Origin of the sequence: Klebsiella sp. GW_Kp181, assembly GCF_040062315.1 — a bacterium.
Lineage (GTDB): Bacteria > Pseudomonadota > Gammaproteobacteria > Enterobacterales > Enterobacteriaceae > Klebsiella > Klebsiella oxytoca.
In genome coordinates this window covers 41,749-59,920 of record NZ_JBEAFR010000050.1, presented here as the reverse complement: position 1 = coordinate 59,920, position 18,172 = coordinate 41,749, and the positions used below count along the sequence as shown (strand labels likewise).

The window sequence follows — 18,172 nt, the reverse complement described above, 5'->3', positions numbered from 1 at the left end:
AAAAACCCAGCCATAGGCTGGGTTCTCTGAATAGTGGTGCCCGGACTCGGAATCGTAGTTTTTATTAAATATATGAAAAAAATGTAAAATAATCATAATGACCTTAAAAATACCAACAAATGTACCATCAATTTATAAGCATGATTGCAAATAAAGTCAATTATATTCAATTGGTTATGACAACATACTCTGCCAAACCTCACTGAACAATCGTCAAGTCTGGACTGATTGCTCCTCTGCTTTTCCCTGCTCTATTCAATAGATTACCGTCATCAAATCCGATATGTTTACTCATAACATATCAAAGCGATAAGTAAAGCCAGAAGGATAGATGCCACATGACCAAAGCGGAGATCGCCAGCGCTGTTAATGAATGGTTCAACATTGAGAACTACAGCGTCCTGCAAAATTTGACAGTGGAACAGCTTTTCCAAGAGATAGAGAACAGGATTGTCGCCTATCGTATGGAACAAAATCGGGCTGAGTTGTCTCCCGAAAACCTTAGTAGGCATCAGAAATATTACGAAGAGTTGATTGAAGGTAAAGTCGTCTTTGGTGATGTTTTCGGTGGACCAGAGAAAAGACTATCTTCCAGCTATGCCATCAAGCCTGTAACACACCAAGGGCTATGGGAGGTGGCGGGTTATGTTGCTGCTTTCGATAAATACGTAAACCCGGAGGGAAAACCCCTGCCTCATATGGAAGTCTCGCACTATCTGAAGGAAGCCGAGGTAAACAACGAAGGGCTGATGCTGGTTCAAATTAATCTGGCAGAAACATCACCCGAAGAAATCATCAATCACCTGAAAGTCATGGTTCCTGAGTGGAAACAGCAGCTACAGGCTCCTGAGCCTCCAGCGAGAGATTTTCGCTTTGGGGTCAGCAACCTTAAAAAAATACTCGATTACAACATTATCCCCATCATGGACCTGCTGTACTGGGCGCAGGATGAAGAGGTCAGGATTGGTATGCCACAACTGACCAGCTTTTTATACCCTGATGAGTTTAAAGACGGTATCCGTGATGTAGATAAGGTGAAGTCAACAGATCATCCTCTGGCAGTTAAGTATCTGACAAACCTTGCTCACTATCGCTCTTTTGTCGATTTTACATATAGATACGACGACAGAAGACACTGGAATATTCAGGATCTAATCAGAGCGGAACTTGGTAAGGATGAGCAATCCGATCAGGACTGATCTTCCAAAAGGCGGTGTTTTGCGCAATGTAAATATCGCCTATATTCACTAAGGCTGAACATACCCTATTTTTCCCACTCCAAAAATCTGCGTAAAAAGCTTATCCCTGAACGTCCCTCCTAAATCACAAGAAAAATCCATACAATTATCTCATCGAACAACACACCATAAAACGAAATATCATAGGTATTACGGGAAAAATAATGGAGGTAAATATGATTCAAACCAATAAAGAAAAACACCCGAAACTTATCCGGTTGCCGGAAGTAATAAGAAAAACTGGATTTGGCAGGACATGGATTTATGAGCTTATAAAGGCTGGAAGATTTCCAAAGCAAGTAAAGATAAGTGAAAGGTCTATTGCTTTTATTGAAAGTGAGATTGATGAGTGGATTGAAAAAATGATTGCGAAATCTCGCTGTGTATCTGAATTTAAACATTTTAAATAAAAGGAGAATATATGAAAAGTAAAAACGTACTGCCTTTTGTGGTGACTGTTACGAATGATGAGACAGAAGTATTTATGGAAATGGCGATCAATAACTTTAGAAAACATCTTCAGGCCATGATTGATTGTATGGGAAATGATTATGAGCGTCACTTTAAAGACAGGCGCTATATTGAAGAAGTGATTGCTAAAGTGATCGAACGAACAAAACAGGAGTTTGCTGAATCAATGAAAGATAATAAAGGAAAAGAATATTACCTGTTCTTAGATGAGGTTCGAAGGAATCTGAGAGTTATTTATTTGGCGTATCGTAAAAACTATTAATAGGAGATAAATATGGACGAAAAAAGTTTAGATTGGAATGAAATACCAGTAAAAATAACCGCGAGTAATCCTGAGACAGCAAACTTTACTACTGATGTTATAAATACCTATAACGAGTTAATACATTACTTATACTTTAATCTAAGTGAAGATGTATTTCTGAAGAAATTGATGGATGGGTTTTACAGGGAGATATTCATAATGGATGTTATTAATCTCAAGCTACATGAATGGCTTGAAAGTTCTGTAGAGATAAAGATTAAATACATATCAGTCCCAGAGGTTAAAACTATACTAAGTAGCTATCATGAGTTTTTGATTAAATGCTTTAATGGTGATGATTATGTTCGTTATTACAAAAAAGTAGAAATCAGCGCAAATAAACAGTCTGTGATGTAAAATAAGAGGTGATGAGATGAGTGAAAAACTGATAAAAGAATCAAGAAAAGTATTCCTGCACCTTGCTGAGTTATTTTATGAAATGAGAATAAATACGCTGAAGGAAACACGGCCTAATGAAGCAGAGATGTTAATGGCAGATGATGCCTTCATGGAAGGTATTTATAAAGAGTGCATTAAAAATGCAAGTGCTACTTTTAAAAAAGCAGCCAGAGCTGAGTATTATGAGCAAGGGCATTCAGTAAAAATGGTTGATAAGGAGGTGGTATTGATAACACTGCGTGTTAATCATAAAAGAAGATGAGCATATAAGTTTCAAAAATATAGTCCTGTTTAGCCCCACATATGGGGCTGGAAATAATAAACCAATAAATATCATTTTAAAATGAGGAATCATTATGTCTAAAAATATTGAAATTAAAAATACATCTACTGAGCTGTTCTATGATCTGGCAAAGCGTTCTTTCGAAGCAAGCTGGAAAACAATGCAAAATATGTGTAGTGACAGCATTTCGCACCTTGTTGATGACGCTGATTTTATGAGCGCATTTATACGACTCACTATTAATCATATTTGTCATAACTTTGAGAAGTTTACTACACAAGAAGGAAATCAAGGAAACCTTACAGAGGTCAACTTTGAAGAGGTTGCAGAACGGCTTGTGCGTAATGCTTGGGTGTTTTGTTAATACTAACTGTTTTTTTATTGAATACTAAAAATCAAAAAAGAGGATATAGATGAAGAAAGATAATCTGAGTAAAAAAGATGAAACAATGATATTCGCCATTTCAGCAACGCTAATGTTGTATGTGGACAGGATATACAGCATGGCAAGTGTAAACAAAGATGATGCAGTGATTTATGTAAATGATGAAGATGTTGTTGAGTTTGCACTACGAATTCACATGAAGGAAGTATTAACTGAGTTTGAGTATTACAAGTCTGCTTATGGTACAGGAAAGGAAAAGTATGAATATATAAATATAACAGAGCTATTAAAAAGGGTGATGTTTTTTCATGATTTATATGTCAAGGATATGTTGATAAGAAATATAGAGTCGGGACGATCTTTTGATGATTATAGTGTGTTGGACTGGGATGTGGACATAAATAGATAATATCAGTAATGTTATTCAGAGGGATACATGAGTATATCTAAAATGTGTTACCGGGATGGATTCCGGTAATACGTGCTCTGACTATGTGAGGTGAAACTAGTTTCTGATGAAGTGACCTATTAGCGAATAAGCAAGTGAATTTTCGGAACACACTTAAAAGTTAATAGCCAGTTGATAAATTTTTTTAATATTAAAAACCACTTGCATCGAAATTTTTGAAACCTATTTTCGATTTTTAACTTAATTGACATATTAATGAACAATGTTATATGTAAATAATAAAGTCTGATAAAAAATAAATGAGGTTCATATAAAAAAGACTTACTCTTTTTAGTAGAAGACTGAAGGGCGCTTATGAGAGGTTTTCAATTAGTAACTATATAAGAAAGGAGGTTTCAATGAAAAAAAGAACAGTAAGATTCTTGTCATCACTCAAAGATAATAAATTATATCGATACTTTGATGAACACTTTAACGTTATTACATGCATTAGTGTCATATTTGTCATTGTATGGAACATCTACTTTTATGCTTAAAACCTCCCTTGAGGGAGGTAGACTATTATTTAATAGAGTTATACTGAACATCACTGACTGGGTTTTTACTCTTGGAATAATCTACTACAGAAATACCAACCAGAATAAAGTAAATGACTCCAGCAACAATAAGAAAGAAAACTAGTGGTTTTTTGAGAGCATCATTTTCACCTTTTCTGTTTGGGTGCTTTTTGTTCCAACCCCATAGGATTAAATTTACTACTATGAAAAACAGAAAAAAAATTGCAGATTTTGGGTGATCTGAATAGATTATATCGAATAGGTCAGTCATATCTTTCTCATATTCGTATCGTAAGAATTAAAGTGAAAAGCATAGCCGACAATATTACATTGGCGGCTTTTAATAAAAAATGTAATGAGATTAAATCTGGAAATCTTCCAGTGTTTTACCTGCCTCAATAGCAGCCACTATTGCTTTCGGAGTACGGCCCTGACCAGTCCAAGTCTGCTCATTACCGTTATCATCTGTATATTTATATTTAGCAGGGCGTGGAGTGCGTGTCGATTTGGTTTTAGGCTTAGTGGAACCTACCGCTGAAAGTAGCTCCGCAGGATCGATACCATCTTCTAACAGTTTCCGGCGGAAGGCTTCAAGCTTAGCCTGACGTTGTTCTTGTTCCTTGAGTACTGCATGTTCTTCCTCACGGCGCTCATCCACGATAACAGAGAGTTTTTCCAGCATCTCTTCCAGCGTTTCCAGATCAGTTTCACGAGCCTGTGCGCGAAGTATACGAATATTGTTCAGTACCTTTAATGCTTCACTCATACTATGCCATCCTGTGTTTGAAATGGGGGATCGAAGGGTGTCCAGTATTGTCTGATGATCGATTTAAAACACACCAACATATTAATAATATAGTAAATATTAGCATTAGAGCAATCTATTAGAACCATTTCAAACGAAAAGCGGAGGACTGATTTATAGGGCCATTTTTCGTCGTAGTTGACTTGATCGTTCGAACTCTGACGATATGTTAGAAAGTTGCTCAAGACTCTGTTCAACAGAACGTTGGAACTCAAGAGCAGTTTCTGTACGCTGTTTTATGACGAGAGCGAAGAGTTCATCAGGTGTTTTTTCCAATAAAGTTTTTCTGTAGAGTATGGATTCCTGAACCTTCTCAAGGCTCTTGGATGCAAGAGCCGATGCATGGCTAATAGGATTAAGTTCTTCAATAAATTTTTCAAGCAGTGATTTTTTCTTTCGGTCTAATCTAAGGAGATTAGTGTGTGCAGATTTAAATTCTTTTGCTTCAATCAAGGGGGAGCCATTGGTTCTTAATCTGCGATATTCATCTCTGTATTCAGACATCGTTGGATATTTTTTTAATGCTTTGATGGTGTTCAGATACTGAATTAAATCATCATTGTCTAATTTTACTTTCCTCATATATACCTCGTAAATAAAACAGTGGATATATTTATATTACGAGATATAGTGTAAGTGTCAAATATAACCGGGAAATAAGAATGATAATATTCAGATGAAAACTATATTCTTTCTTTTTGATCAACATCTTCAGGATAATCAACAAAAATGTCATCTTCTGAAACAGAGTCCCAGTCAATATCTTCGTCGGGAGTAGAAAGTAAAGGTTTATCATCTCCTTTATCGATGGGTTTTTCTGCGTTTTTTGTAAGTACCGTATCTTTATAAACGGTGACGAATACGTCTTCTATACCTTCACTGGTCGTTCTCAGCGACTTCTTAACATATTCTTTCCTTGTGGCATTTAATGTTCTGTACTGGCCTTTCAGAAAGAGATTTGCGTTTATCATGGTATGCTTCCCTTCTTTGACCAGAATGCCTTTATTTATTAGCTTGTTCCAGCATTTACACACGTTAGATTTGCTCATATTAAGCTCTTCTGCGAGTGCCGACTGAGATATACTGGCAATGAGGTTTCCATGCTGCATGAGTTTACATAAGCGGATCATTATTGTGTATTCTGCGCCAGACATATTTTTTCCGAGCTTTTCCAGATTATCAAGAAAAGCATGAACATAGGCTATTCCCGGTTGAATATCAGAACCTCTCTCTTTTTTTACATTTACGGTTATTTTATCTTTTCTGTTTCTGTTATAAAAACTGTAAATATCCAGTTTCTGTTTGTCCGTAAAATGATTTCTGTTTATATATTCTTCCACTTCTTCACTGCTGGAGGTCATTATTGTATTGTAATCAATGCTCATCGCTTATCCTTTTATTGTTTTTATGTTTATTCTATATAATGCAGGATATACTTTTGTCAAAAATAAATGTGAAAAAAGGAAAAATAATACACTTTTGCGAAATAGCGTTCACTTCTTTCTGGAAATTTTAACTATAAAAAAGTTTCCACAGAAGAAACTTTGGTTTCAGTACAGGAAACTTCGGTTTCCACAGAAGAAACTTAAATTTCCGTACAGGAAACTTTTTCCGTAAAATCTCTTTTAAATATAATAGGTTACGCCTCCTTAATACTATAATATGTTTAATAACCTTAACGGGGAGTGTGCCGGTTAAATGGCACCGTCTATTTTTCTTTTGCTTTGTTTTTACTTGATTTTATGGACAGCAAGTGATTGTTTTATACAATCACGAAGCGCTGCTGATTTTTTAGTAAGTATACAATTGTTTTTCCTCTACGTTATAGCGACTACGCCGCAATTCTTTATGGATAAATCCATCATTAACAGGGATGAACCCTGTTTCAGCAGTGTGATTGTCTTGAGCAATCACTAAGTGCTGCTTCTATGAATATAGTTTTCCTATGCGTTTAAGAGCAAATACTATATCTTTTAGTGCTAATGCTGTTATGAAATATAGGATCGAAAATATTTAATCATGAATAAAAGAATAGATGTTGATCCTTTTGGCTTTACCCTAAAACATAGCAAGGACCATTGTTAAATCGTTAAATATATTTTACAGAGTTAGGGCGTAGCCGTGCGTCAGCACATGAGCTTTAGCTCATAAGAGATATATCTTTTCAAAAGAATAAGAAAAAACAGGTAAAACGTTTATTAAATGAGTTAAATTTGATTTTTACCGATTCGATATGGTATTAAATAATAAAAAAGAAGGAAAATAAAGAATGAACAACATTAAGATTATTACGCTCTTTCATACAAATAAAAAAATACCATTTATGACTTGTATTGTTAAAGATGTTGAAGAGAATGAACAAGTAATAAAACTCACTTTGCAAAATGGTGATAATATTCATGTCAAAGATTATGACTATTTCTTCTTATCAGAATCAGCACATGAGTGTGATCAGGAACGAATGATTAATACATATAGAAGATTGATTTCTGAACTGAGCCAAGTTAGCGAAGAAACAATAGAGTCCTTAGTTCCGAAGATATCGAATAATATGAAAAGCAATTTCCCGGCAAGCGGTGTGAGTGCTTTGGAAGATGATTGAAAAATCTGAATGGTAGCAACCATTCCATATGAAACAGCATATTAAAACATGCGTTGCATACAGGTTTTTGCAACACCATATCGGAAGATAGCTACGTTACCTGAGATCTAACAATCCCTGTCTGCGTAATGGTCGACAGGGTATTACCTGTTCTGACCTATACCTTTCTATCTCCATCCATGTGCAAACAGCTACTGACATGGCTCTTCGTGCACATTACACTACTTATTGATCGGTATAAAAGATCAATAAATTGCTTTTGATAGGTTGAAACTATTGAATGGGTGTCAATTGATCGGTGTTTTAATTGTTTATATCGATCGATTGTGTATATATGATAGTCTAGAGCTATTAAATGGTTTGAATTCGATCGATACAAACGATATGACGAACAGAAAAATAAATTGAATCCTATCAATTGATTAATGCTTTTTTTCAGCCCAGAGAGACCAACCTATGGGTAGGGCTGTCTTTGACATAAAGTTTCCACACATTGGGGATAGATATGAAATTACGGATAGTGATGCCACTGGTGCTGTCTGCTGCCGCACTGACAGGATGCCAGCAACTCAACGATGGCGTGAATACAGTTAATGGAGCAATCAATTCTTCGTTGTCATCAGTAAACAAAGCACTGGGGGGAACTGCCACACCTCAAAGCATTGGCCCGGTATCATCTGTTTCTGGTCTTGGTGCTGTTTGCAAAGACTATGAAGAAAATGCAATGGCAGCAGAAAAGAAATGGACTGGCAAAAGGATCTCTATCACCAATGCCACTGTTCTCGAGGTTACGAAGGGCAGAAGTGCCAGCGATATGATGACGGGAATGCCTAAGTCAGCCCCTAACTATTACCTTTTATTTAAAACCTCTGATACCAGCTACTGCGGCGGGATGGTCTGGCTGGATTACTACTCTGGTATTGATGATGCCGTTCTTACTTACAAGAAAGGCCAGAAAGTCAGCGTTACCGGAACGATAAACAATTTCGAAGTCCGTGGGTTCGCTACCGTCAACAACGCCGATATGCCAGTTCGTCTTGTTGTTCTGAGAAACGGCACAATCAACCATTAACTCTGGGATAACACTATGCGTAAATTTTTACTCGTGGCGGGTCTTGCTGCTCTTGTATCGGGATGCGGTGAAAAAGGTGATTTTGAGAAAGCTATCAATGCGAAGATTTCACATTCAAAGCTGTGCTACTCCCTGCAGGACAACGATATTGTATTCAATAAAGGTTTTCCAATTAAGGTTAACCGGGGCTACCGTTCTGCCGGATACAGTGCCAGTGATGAAATATTGAAAGGTCTGGCTAATCAGGGGCTGCTTGATGTTTCTCAACAAGCTAATGGTTTCAGTAGTGTCGATGTTCTGGAAGTAACAGACAAAGGCCAAGCGGTTGAGTTTTGGGATCGTAAAGATGGTGCCTGTGTTGGTCATCGTGCGGTTGCTGAGATAAAGGAATGGACTGAACCGGGAAACGGTAATCAGAAAGTTGTTCGCGTGTCTTATACATGGAAGTTGGCGGATGTTCCTTCATGGGTAGACAAAAAAGTGTTCTCAAGTGTCAAGGGTATGAATGAACCTGAAGAGAGCATGATTAATCTTGTTCAAACCAGCAATGGCTGGAAAGCGCTCTAAGGGGTCTATCATGGAAAACAATACAATCCAGTGTCCGTTTTGCCTGAAAGAGAGCCAGCGCGGTGTTCATGTCTGCACCGGATGCATGGCGACTGTTTTATATGGCGCCTACCCCGGTTGGTATGCTTTCGTGGTTATATTATTGACCTTCGGCCTGTCTATATTGATCGGAATGTCTACAGGCATGGCGGGAGCTACTATCAGCCTACCAATCATTGCGGTTGTTGGGTTTGTGGCTGGCAAGGCTATCTTCTCTGAGAATGTTGTGTTCAGGCGACAGTTGTAATCTTTTATTAAAAAATCACTCATTAAATGAAAGTAATGGGTGATTTCATTATAAATTGGAAGGTGTTGATATTATGTGAATAACCGTGGAATTATGATAGATATAAATTATTGGCTAAATGTCGTTTCCTTTGTAAAAAAATCTAATAGATGGTAATATAAAAGACGGTTTTGTATTGAATATACTAAACTCAGGATAACTTTAATCAGTGTGCTATATTAATTTATGGTGAATTTAAATGGAAGTATTAAAGAATAGAATTTTACTCGGTGTTTTAAATGACTTCAAAAATGATTTTAATATAGATGAGGATGAAGCAAAATCTTTTGAATCTTTTGTGAATTATGTTGTGTTATCAAAATATGATAGTGAAACATTCGATGATACTGATACTTTTGATATCGTGGATGTTGATAGCAATGGTACATACGGAATAGATTCTTTTGCTTTATTTATAAACGATAAAATAGTTCGAAATGCCAATGAGATTGAATGGTTCCGTAAAACGAATAGAATGGACGTTAGATTCGTTTTTATACAAACCAAAAGGTCTACATCAGTAGATATTGGAGATTTCCTTAAATTCACAAGTGCAGTGAGTAATTTTCTTCAAGATGGCGAAGGGATCAAAATTGAAGATGATCTAAAGAATAGTAAAAATATGCTAGATGAGCTATTCAAGCCAGAAAACATGCGTCTTTTTGCTAATAATAAACCGGTTTGCGATCTTTATTATGCTACATCTGGAGTTAAAAGTGATGACGAAAAATTCCTTGGTGCCTTAAACCAACAGAAAAAAGCAATCAATAGAGATAATCCTGAGATCGGTGAGGTTAATATAGTACAAATTGGTGCTGATTACTTAATAACTTCTTACAACGAAATAGAAAATAACCACACAGTAGAAATCGAGTTCCAAAATAACATTGACTGCGGAAATGATATCGAAGATATCGAACAAGCATTCATAGGTTATCTACCGGTAGATGAATTTATAAAATTAATTACTGATGGTGATAAAAGATTAAGGAAAAACCTTTTCTATGAGAACGTGAGGGATTTTCAAGGAATAGATAATACAGTTAATGCTGAAATGTCTAAAACTCTATGTGATGACAGTAAAATAGATAAGTTTTTAATACTGAATAATGGAGTGACGATTGTAGCTAAAGATTTTTCAAACATAAAATCAAAATTATATGCAATATCTAATTATTATATTGTCAATGGCTGTCAAACAAGCAATGTAATTTTTCATAATTTAAGCAAAATAAAAGACAGAACATTATTAAATATTCCCGTTAAGATAATACACACGAGAAATAATGATGTAATAAATAGCATTATAAGATCTACAAATAGACAGACACCAGTACCTGAAGAGGCATTTGTATCTTTGGAAACATTTCATAAAATGCTACAGGATTTCTATAAATATTACTCTTCCCAAAGAGCCAATAAATTATATTACGAACGAAGATCTAAGGAATTTACAGGTTTTGGCTCTGAACGAATAGAAAAAAACAGGGTTGTGAATTTACACTCGCAGATAAGATCTTTTGTATCTATAATCCTTGGTGAGCCACAGTTGGCGCTTAGCAATAATCCAACTTCTATACTAAAGGAACATAAAGAAAAAATATTTATTAGTGATCATAAGCATATTGCTTACTATTTCCCTTCTCTTTTGCTTTATAATTTTCATTTATTAACAAGAAAAAAGAAAAAATACAAAGATGTCAATTATGCAAAATATTGGATTTGTTGGATAGTTCGCGTTTTGTCAATGGATTCTATAAACGTAGGGATGTTAAACTCGAGTAAAACAGAAAGAAATATAGAAAAAGCAATAAATATAATTGATGACTATAGTAATATGAAAGAGCTTTTTGATCGTGCAATCAACATTTTCGATAAAGCAAAGCAACTTCATCGTGAAGAGAATACAAGGCAGTTGAATGAACAACTAGTGCGGTTAAGATCATTCCGAGATATTGTAAATAAATGTTTGATTAATGAATTAAAATAAAAAGAGGATTAACGAGTTGTATAATAAAGCCATCTTCCCAGATGGCTTTTATTGCGCGACTACTAAATGTTATAGGTTCTAAATTCTATATTAAATTATATTTATAGTCCGCTATGATCTTTTTTCTTAATTTAGGTTCATGTTTATACCAAGGCTGCTATTACTTTTTTTGCTTCAGTGGAGTTGAACTTAAACCATTGCTATTTTTTGAGACAATTAAAAACGTTGGGTTCATATCATCATTAATATCGGACTGTTCGTATTTTGGGCGAGATGCAAAACGTTTCATTTCATTACCTATTGGTTTATTGCCATTACTGTTAAAAACTGCTCTTTTTTCATACTCAACACGTGTAACATGACGGCCTAATATTTCATCAAAGACATAGTTTTCAGCAATACGTTTATCATGTTCCTCACTGATAAGATCAATTTGGTCTTTGTTTGCTTTAGCCCATACAAACTTCTTCTTTAAAAAATCTATGACAAGAGTTTTGAAGCGTTTAAAAATATTATCCTGACGTGGAGTGGCATGTTTCCTTTTAACACGTTTAGGGGTGCTTCTGGATGCCCCGTTTGGGTTTTGAGAGGAGGATGTTTTCAGAATAGTATTTATTCCAGAATCAGAAATCCTGACCGATGGTTTCTTACCAGCAACAACCTTACTGACTTTGGATTTATCACGATAGGATTTAACCCCTCTGATGCGGGTATGAGGTGCCGGGGCTACCAGTACAGGTCTTTGCGTTTCTTTGGTAGAAGAACCGGAACGCGTTTCTGGTAATACAATCTCTTCTGGTTCAGCAAGAACAGCCACGGTGAAGCTTCTGACATCAACAACAATTTCAAGATCAAGCTCACTGAATGTTTTGTAGACTTCAACGGCTTCTTGCTTGGCAGCATCACGAACAGCCTGTTCTGCGGCTCTTTGCTCTTGAGCAGCTTTACTACGCCATCTGGCACTATGGATACGTTTCATTGCAGGGCGGTTTGTTTCAGCGGCTTTAGCAAGCCATAGGGCTTGTTCTTCTTTGTCCAGAGTAGCCGCCGCTTTTTCTAATGCCTCTTCGTGCTGGGCTTGAAGGGAACGATGATCAATACGTTCTGGCGAACCAGCAGCAGCGAGGTAGCTGTTAGCCATCGATGCCCATGATTCACGCCACAACACAGACATTTTTCTGTCGTTCCAGCTTCTTTCTTTTTTGCCAAAACCTTCCGGGCCTATGGTTTTTAATGTCAACATAACGTGAGCATGTGGATTATCGCTATCAAGATCATGGAAAGCGATGTCAGCAATCATGCCTTTCTCGACGAAATTTTTCTGGCAGTATTCAAGGACAAGTTTTTTCTTGTCGTCATTATTTAACTCAGCAGGGATAGCAACATCGAAATAACGGGCGGTTTGACCATTCTGTTGACGCTCAACTCTTTCAACTTCATTCCACAATGCTGTGGAGTCTTTTACGATATGTTCTGGAGCATTAGCAGGTGCTAATATGAAATGCCCGTATAAATCTGTACGGCGGCTATAATCATACGTATCACCTGTTCTTTCATCTGTTATACGTGTACGAGCATGATAGGCAGCTTTCGCAACGGAAGACCTGCCTTCTGAACGTTTCACAATTTTAAAATCCAGATGAAAAATAGCCATACAATAAAAACAACCTCAATATAAAATTAAATATCAAACCAAAATATAAATCTCCAATGCGACTATGCTGGTTTTAGTTTTTCGTAAGAAAAACTCTGGTGTTGACGTTGACCTTGTTTCCGAAGGAAACGGTGTTAGCCTGCGGCAGGCAACCGTCGGTAGACCCCACACGCTCACGAAGTGAGTGTATAGGTGGGCATTGCTTTATTTTTATATCTCCTAAAGGAGCTAAAAATAACGACAATGTTTTAAGTTTTTCTATATTATTTATAATAACGCTAGTTTTACAGGCTGTGAAATTAACAGGGCTAGAATCGGATGAAAGGTTGAGGTAGGGGGATAATATTGAATATTTGGCTTTAGAGAACGCCCGCAAGGGCAAAAGTAGTATTTTTCCACCCGCCGTAAGGCGGGAAAGTGGAATTGAGATAAAATAGTGAAAATAACAGATGCTTTTATGTGTTGCACAATTCACAGGTTAAGGCCAAAAATTAGAGTTTAAAAACAACAGGTAAAATGTTTTTCATTGTTCTGATAAAATAAGTAACGGGGAGAGTATCAGGTATTTAACGTTAGTAGTTGCACTGGTCTGTGTTGCATAATTTATTTTGAGCTTACTGGCATCATATTTTTAAAACCACAACACCATTTTTTGTTGGGATAAATCCCATCATTAGCAGGGCAAGCCTGTTCAGCAGGTGATTGTTTAAGACAATCATCAATTTCTGCAACTTATAATTTGAAATGAAAAGTATTTAACTTGCTGCCTATGGTTTGACCTTTTCCTTTTTTAATTGTATTTCATGTTTTTGACAATTAAAAGGAAAAGTAATTATGGATACGGGTGATAAAAACAGAAAACAAAGAACAGAAAAAAACATTAAGCAAAAAATAGCATCAGCGCAGATGCGTTTGAATCGTCTCAAGACCAAAGAGAAATCTTTATCCAAGAGCGCTGAGACACGCCTGAAGATCATCCTTGGTGCTGAAGTTGCTAAAGCTGTGGGCTGTAAAGTAGAAGACGTCGATAAGGAGTTTGTGTTAGGTATATTAATACATTTTCAAAATGTTGGTGCTGAGGATAAGGCAAGACTTAAATTAAAAGGGAAAAAATTTCTTGAGTCTATAGTGGGAAGGAAGAAATAACTTTATGGTATTTATAGCACGTAAACAGGTTAACAAATTCAAATCATATTTCATGTATGATATCAAATTCATTATATGAATTAACATATTGAATTTTACGCCTTATGCTATAATATCATTATGATTTCATATAAAGGAGCTTATGATGAGAATATCTCAAGAAAAAAGATCACATATTATGAGGTCAATACACTCAAAGAATACAAAACCTGAAATAATTGTAGATGGAATTCTGAGTAATCTTGATATTAATTATATGGCTCATTGTCATAGCCTATATGGTAAACCTGATTTTTTGTGCGAAGTATATAAAGCCGCAATATTTGTAAATGGTTGTTTCTGGCACGGTCATCAATGTCATATGTTCAGAACACCAGACTCTACGAACAAATATTGGGTAAGTAAATTGCAGAAAAATTCTGAAAGAGATATTCGCGTAGTCTCTATTTTAAATAACCTAGGTTATAAGGTCATTGTTGTTTGGGAATGCGCTTTAATCGGGAAAAGGAAATTAGACACCCTTGTTCTACAGGATTGTCTTGAAGAGTGGCTTTTAGCTGGGAATGGGAATTGTGAAATAGATTCTAAAGGTTTAAAAGCTATGGTTTCGAGTATTTAACATTAAATTTGAATGAAATATTTTCTCTCACCCTTTCCAAATGTATGTACTTCCCCTTTCAGTTTTGGCGTTTTTTCATATGATTTGCGCAAGAGTCATTCTCGAAAAAATTCATACAAATCAACGCCTTGTTGTTGATTGCGATTTTTTTGTAACTTTTGCTGTACACACATGAAATTTTGTTTATTATGTATATAAGATCAGGTTAAACCCAAGGTAACGAGAGTAACGAAATGACAACAGTTATTGCAACAGAAATTAAAAGCGAAAAAATACATTTGCGTATAACTCCCTCTCAGAAAGAAACTTGGAGAGCCTTAGCTGAAGCTCAAGGTGTTAGTTTGGCTGCTTGGATTGAAAATAAAATATCGATAGCTTTAGCATCAAACAATGACACTTTCCAAAAAGAAAAATATAAACTTATTTCTCTTTTTTCTGGTTGTGGCGGGATGGACTTAGGTTTTTGTGGTGGGTTTTCTGTACTAAATAAACAATATAAAAAAACAAAATTTGAAATAACTTGGGCAAATGAATTTAATCCTAATGCAGTTAAAACATATAAAAAAAATTTCAGCCATAATATAGCTGAGGGTGATATTTGGGAACTTATAGATTTAGTGCCTAACGAATGTGATGTTTTAATTGGTGGGTTCCCTTGTCAAGATATATCTATCAATGGCAAAAGAGCGGGCGTCGATGGTAAACGTAGTGGTTTATATCTTGCGATGGTGGAAGCAGTCAAACGCTCTCGCCCAAAAATTTTTGTCGCCGAAAATGTTAAAGGGCTTCTTATGAAATACAACGAGGAGTCGTTAGCTCGTGTTATTAAAGATTTTAGCGAACTCGGTTACAATGTTAGCTATAAACTTTATAATTCAGCTAATTTTGGAGTTCCTCAAACGAGAGAGCGCGTTTTTATAGTCGGGACTCTACACGGAAATCCACTCTTTAAAGAACCCGTTGATATACTGCATAAAAACGAATGGTTGACTTGTTATGATGCAATTCATGATTTAGAAAATATCGATGAAGATCGTATCTTTAACCATATCTGGAGTAAAGCAAAAAAAAGCCCAGACCAAGGAAGTAGGCGTTTGAAAGAAGATAAACCATCTCAGACCATAAGGGCCGAATGCCATGGTAATATACAATTTCATTATAAACTGGACAGACGTATCTCAATGAGAGAAGCCGCTCGTCTTCAATCATTTCCTGATAACTTTGTTTTTGAGTCAAATTTGAGAGAAACTGAAAGACAAGTTGGAAATGCAGTTCCTCCTGTTTTAGCTTGGCATTTAGCGCAAGCCGTTGAGGAATATTTAGACAAATTATAATAATCCATTAAACTTATTGATACCATGATTAGTAAAATATACTAATCATGGTACCCTTTATCCTCTCAATACTCAATCTCGGTAAATAAAGTCTCAGATGGTATCCATCCCACCGCATAAGAATCAGCCAAATTTAGCCAGTATTTGATTCTTTCATTTCTGTGTATAATTACTCCCCAATACTCTTCAAATAATGCATCTTCTAATTCATCAAAAGCTTTAATCATCTCTTTTTCTATATCTTTCAATGCTCTTTCAAGATAATTTCCACCTCTTACTGGTGATGCTCGCATAGCGACACTTCCTGCGGAAAATAAATCCCTAGCCTGATTGCACAATATTCCATAGTATGTGAGGAGAAACATAGTCACATCATCATATTTTCCTGATGCGCGGCTTGATTTAACTATCTGCGGGCAGAGCACTGCTGATTCTGCTCTGTATTTCCTCTTTTCTGGCTGGGACAGTTTAGTATATAATCTGACCTCTAATGGTAGAGTCCTTTCATCTGGTTGATCATCAATCCACCAAAGCCTTTCACCGGGTTTCAATCTATTCTTTGCATATTTTCTAATGAAAGGCATTTTTTCTTCCGGGCTTAACACTCTAAAATCATTATAGGCTATATTCAATTTATCAAATAACGGCTCTTTAGCATTTATTTCCACCTCAAACCTTGGAACATGTGATGTTCTTACATGCATTATGCATTCTTCATAGCGACCCCATTTAGCATCGGGTACACCGCCAGTTTTTCCAAATAAGAGATATACATAATCTACTCCTTGCTTTCGACTTCCCTCAAAGATACTGTTTGCTATTGATCTCCATGTATTGTTATCTGAGTACTTTACCTCCACACCAAAATTTCCAATAATTATATCCGGAAATTCTTGCGCTGGTGGACTCATGTCTACAGACAACCCCATTTCAGTTAATAAATCACCTAAAACTTCCCTAACCCTTTGCTCAAATCCTCTCGAGTTGTGATATTTACTTGATGTATTCAGATCCTGAGAGAGTCTTTCAGTCGCCTTCGTGAGTAAGTTTTCAAAAAGCATGCGTTCGATCATTTTCTTCTACATCTTCCTTATCCGTATGTATCACTAGATTACAACGATATACGCCTCCGTCACAAGTTAGAAAGAATTCATAAAAATCATAATGATAAGGGCTATGCTTGCACGGGGAGCCACTGAATTACTAGATGATGTATCTGAAGCCTCAATTCGCACCTCAATGTGTGATGTATATACAAAATTCTTTTACGACAGATATCATGCCTGTTGTTAGTGTTGTTTTTCACTCATCTCTTCTGTTAAAATTACTATTATAATATTAACAGCACTGTATTTTTGTAAGGTATACTATGACATCTACTAATTCTAACAGTGCATCATGCGACCATATAAAGTTCAAATATTATCTTTATTTTTTATCTTTGTGGATTTTATTTCTATCTGTTTCAATAATGTCCTTTGATTGGGTTTTTATTGAAAGATTGGTTAGATTTATTTTATTGAAGTATACATTTGAGGATGTATTTAACAACTTTAACAAGTTAAAAGTCAGGAACTTTGTTTTCATTTTCTGTATTTCGATGGTTTTTTCGGGTATTTCATCTGTAGTATATTTATTTTCATCGTTATCAAGAGGTTGGGGAAGCACTCATAAAGTGAGTAACGTTAAAAATCAAACGCATGAACATCTTGAATTTTTAACTACTTATGTTATGCCTCTTGTATTCACTGACGTTAATAGCAAAAGAACAGTAATCAACCTGCTGCTGATGATTTGTTTTATCGGTGTTATTTATGTCAGGACAAACAGATTTTATGCCAACCCATCGTTGGCAATACTTGGCTTCAGGTTATATAAATGTGTTATTAAAAATGATCCTTCTGGTAAGGAGTACACAGTAATATGTAGGGGGAAAATGTCTAATGATTGTCAAGTTAAAATAAAGAAAATTGATGATGATACTTTGATCGCAAAACTTATTTGATCTTATC

General features: G+C 35.8%; 21 protein-coding genes. 16 read left to right on the top strand and 5 right to left on the bottom strand.

Annotated elements, in window-relative coordinates:
• The first annotated feature begins 338 nt into the window (after nucleotides 1-338).
• The 7 genes from ABLV11_RS10630 (at nucleotide 339) to ABLV11_RS10600 (ending at nucleotide 3,489) form a co-directional block, all read left to right on the top strand.
• Nucleotides 339-1,199 carry a DUF6387 family protein gene (locus ABLV11_RS10630; RefSeq protein WP_000158645.1) on the top strand — a complete coding sequence of 287 codons (861 nt, stop codon included), beginning with the start codon at nucleotides 339-341 and terminating at the stop codon, nucleotides 1,197-1,199.
• A 215-nt stretch (nucleotides 1,200-1,414) separates the two neighbouring features.
• Complete coding sequence (locus ABLV11_RS10625; protein WP_048291717.1) at nucleotides 1,415-1,648, top strand: AlpA family transcriptional regulator; 234 nt, start codon at nucleotides 1,415-1,417, stop codon at nucleotides 1,646-1,648.
• An 11-nt stretch (nucleotides 1,649-1,659) separates the two neighbouring features.
• Nucleotides 1,660-1,971 carry a hypothetical protein gene (locus tag ABLV11_RS10620; protein ID WP_000837633.1) on the top strand — a complete coding sequence of 104 codons (312 nt, stop codon included), beginning with the start codon at nucleotides 1,660-1,662 and terminating at the stop codon, nucleotides 1,969-1,971.
• 12 nt (nucleotides 1,972-1,983) lie between these two features.
• Nucleotides 1,984-2,370 carry a hypothetical protein gene (locus ABLV11_RS10615; RefSeq protein ID WP_110219827.1) on the top strand — a complete coding sequence of 129 codons (387 nt, stop codon included), beginning with the start codon at nucleotides 1,984-1,986 and terminating at the stop codon, nucleotides 2,368-2,370.
• A gap of 16 nt (nucleotides 2,371-2,386) precedes the next feature.
• The gene (locus ABLV11_RS10610; protein WP_004199725.1) at nucleotides 2,387-2,674 is read left to right on the top strand and encodes a hypothetical protein; all 288 of its coding nucleotides are present in this window, start codon (nucleotides 2,387-2,389) and stop codon (nucleotides 2,672-2,674) included.
• Between the two features lie 94 nt (nucleotides 2,675-2,768).
• A complete protein-coding gene (locus tag ABLV11_RS10605) occupies nucleotides 2,769-3,059 on the top strand; it encodes a hypothetical protein (RefSeq protein ID WP_000041813.1) in 291 nt (96 codons plus the stop codon).
• Nucleotides 3,060-3,108: 49 nt separating this feature from the next.
• Nucleotides 3,109-3,489 carry a hypothetical protein gene (locus ABLV11_RS10600; protein WP_021569616.1) on the top strand — a complete coding sequence of 127 codons (381 nt, stop codon included), beginning with the start codon at nucleotides 3,109-3,111 and terminating at the stop codon, nucleotides 3,487-3,489.
• Between the two features lie 918 nt (nucleotides 3,490-4,407).
• Here the strand turns inward: ABLV11_RS10600 and ABLV11_RS10595 are convergent.
• The 3 genes from ABLV11_RS10595 to ABLV11_RS10585 form a co-directional block, all read right to left on the bottom strand.
• Nucleotides 4,408-4,812, bottom strand: coding sequence for an H-NS family nucleoid-associated regulatory protein (locus tag ABLV11_RS10595; RefSeq protein ID WP_001287394.1), 405 nt, complete (start codon nucleotides 4,810-4,812; stop codon nucleotides 4,408-4,410).
• A 153-nt stretch (nucleotides 4,813-4,965) separates the two neighbouring features.
• Nucleotides 4,966-5,433 carry a DUF4756 family protein gene (locus ABLV11_RS10590; protein WP_121540671.1) on the bottom strand — a complete coding sequence of 156 codons (468 nt, stop codon included), beginning with the start codon at nucleotides 5,431-5,433 and terminating at the stop codon, nucleotides 4,966-4,968.
• Nucleotides 5,434-5,534: 101 nt separating this feature from the next.
• Nucleotides 5,535-6,236 (bottom strand): hypothetical protein, encoded by a 702-nt coding sequence (locus ABLV11_RS10585; RefSeq protein ID WP_060617326.1) that lies wholly within the window; start codon nucleotides 6,234-6,236, stop codon nucleotides 5,535-5,537.
• Nucleotides 6,237-7,120: 884 nt separating this feature from the next.
• On the opposite strand from ABLV11_RS10585, the gene ABLV11_RS10580 reads away from it, so the two are divergent.
• The 5 genes from ABLV11_RS10580 (at nucleotide 7,121) to ABLV11_RS10560 (ending at nucleotide 11,407) form a co-directional block, all read left to right on the top strand.
• Nucleotides 7,121-7,453 carry a hypothetical protein gene (locus tag ABLV11_RS10580; protein ID WP_001059602.1) on the top strand — a complete coding sequence of 111 codons (333 nt, stop codon included), beginning with the start codon at nucleotides 7,121-7,123 and terminating at the stop codon, nucleotides 7,451-7,453.
• 505 nt (nucleotides 7,454-7,958) lie between these two features.
• A complete protein-coding gene (locus ABLV11_RS10575; RefSeq protein ID WP_032667107.1) occupies nucleotides 7,959-8,525 on the top strand; it encodes a hypothetical protein in 567 nt (188 codons plus the stop codon).
• 15 nt (nucleotides 8,526-8,540) lie between these two features.
• Nucleotides 8,541-9,092: a lipoprotein gene (locus ABLV11_RS10570; protein WP_121540673.1), complete on the top strand. Its 552-nt coding sequence runs from the start codon at nucleotides 8,541-8,543 to the stop codon at nucleotides 9,090-9,092.
• A gap of 10 nt (nucleotides 9,093-9,102) precedes the next feature.
• Nucleotides 9,103-9,378 (top strand): hypothetical protein, encoded by a 276-nt coding sequence (locus tag ABLV11_RS10565; protein WP_121540674.1) that lies wholly within the window; start codon nucleotides 9,103-9,105, stop codon nucleotides 9,376-9,378.
• 238 nt (nucleotides 9,379-9,616) lie between these two features.
• Nucleotides 9,617-11,407: an AIPR family protein gene (locus tag ABLV11_RS10560; protein WP_001621629.1), complete on the top strand. Its 1,791-nt coding sequence runs from the start codon at nucleotides 9,617-9,619 to the stop codon at nucleotides 11,405-11,407.
• Between the two features lie 160 nt (nucleotides 11,408-11,567).
• Here ABLV11_RS10560 and mobQ read toward each other — a convergent pair whose 3' ends face one another.
• Nucleotides 11,568-13,061, bottom strand: coding sequence for a MobQ family relaxase (gene mobQ / locus ABLV11_RS10555; RefSeq protein WP_121540675.1), 1,494 nt, complete (start codon nucleotides 13,059-13,061; stop codon nucleotides 11,568-11,570).
• An 834-nt stretch (nucleotides 13,062-13,895) separates the two neighbouring features.
• Here mobQ and ABLV11_RS10550 point away from each other — a divergent pair.
• From ABLV11_RS10550 to ABLV11_RS10540, 3 genes are all read left to right on the top strand, one after another.
• A complete protein-coding gene (locus ABLV11_RS10550; protein WP_121540676.1) occupies nucleotides 13,896-14,207 on the top strand; it encodes a conjugal transfer protein TraD in 312 nt (103 codons plus the stop codon).
• 142 nt (nucleotides 14,208-14,349) lie between these two features.
• Complete coding sequence (locus ABLV11_RS10545) at nucleotides 14,350-14,826, top strand: very short patch repair endonuclease (RefSeq protein WP_024173387.1); 477 nt, start codon at nucleotides 14,350-14,352, stop codon at nucleotides 14,824-14,826.
• Nucleotides 14,827-15,059: 233 nt separating this feature from the next.
• Nucleotides 15,060-16,160, top strand: coding sequence for a DNA cytosine methyltransferase (locus tag ABLV11_RS10540; RefSeq protein WP_000214245.1), 1,101 nt, complete (start codon nucleotides 15,060-15,062; stop codon nucleotides 16,158-16,160).
• A gap of 65 nt (nucleotides 16,161-16,225) precedes the next feature.
• Here ABLV11_RS10540 and ABLV11_RS10535 read toward each other — a convergent pair whose 3' ends face one another.
• The gene (locus ABLV11_RS10535; protein ID WP_000572864.1) at nucleotides 16,226-17,233 is read right to left on the bottom strand and encodes a hypothetical protein; all 1,008 of its coding nucleotides are present in this window, start codon (nucleotides 17,231-17,233) and stop codon (nucleotides 16,226-16,228) included.
• Between the two features lie 296 nt (nucleotides 17,234-17,529).
• On the opposite strand from ABLV11_RS10535, the gene kwaA reads away from it, so the two are divergent.
• Nucleotides 17,530-18,165, top strand: coding sequence for an anti-phage protein KwaA (gene kwaA / locus ABLV11_RS10530; RefSeq protein WP_121540677.1), 636 nt, complete (start codon nucleotides 17,530-17,532; stop codon nucleotides 18,163-18,165).
• Nucleotides 18,166-18,172: the final 7 nt, after the last annotated feature.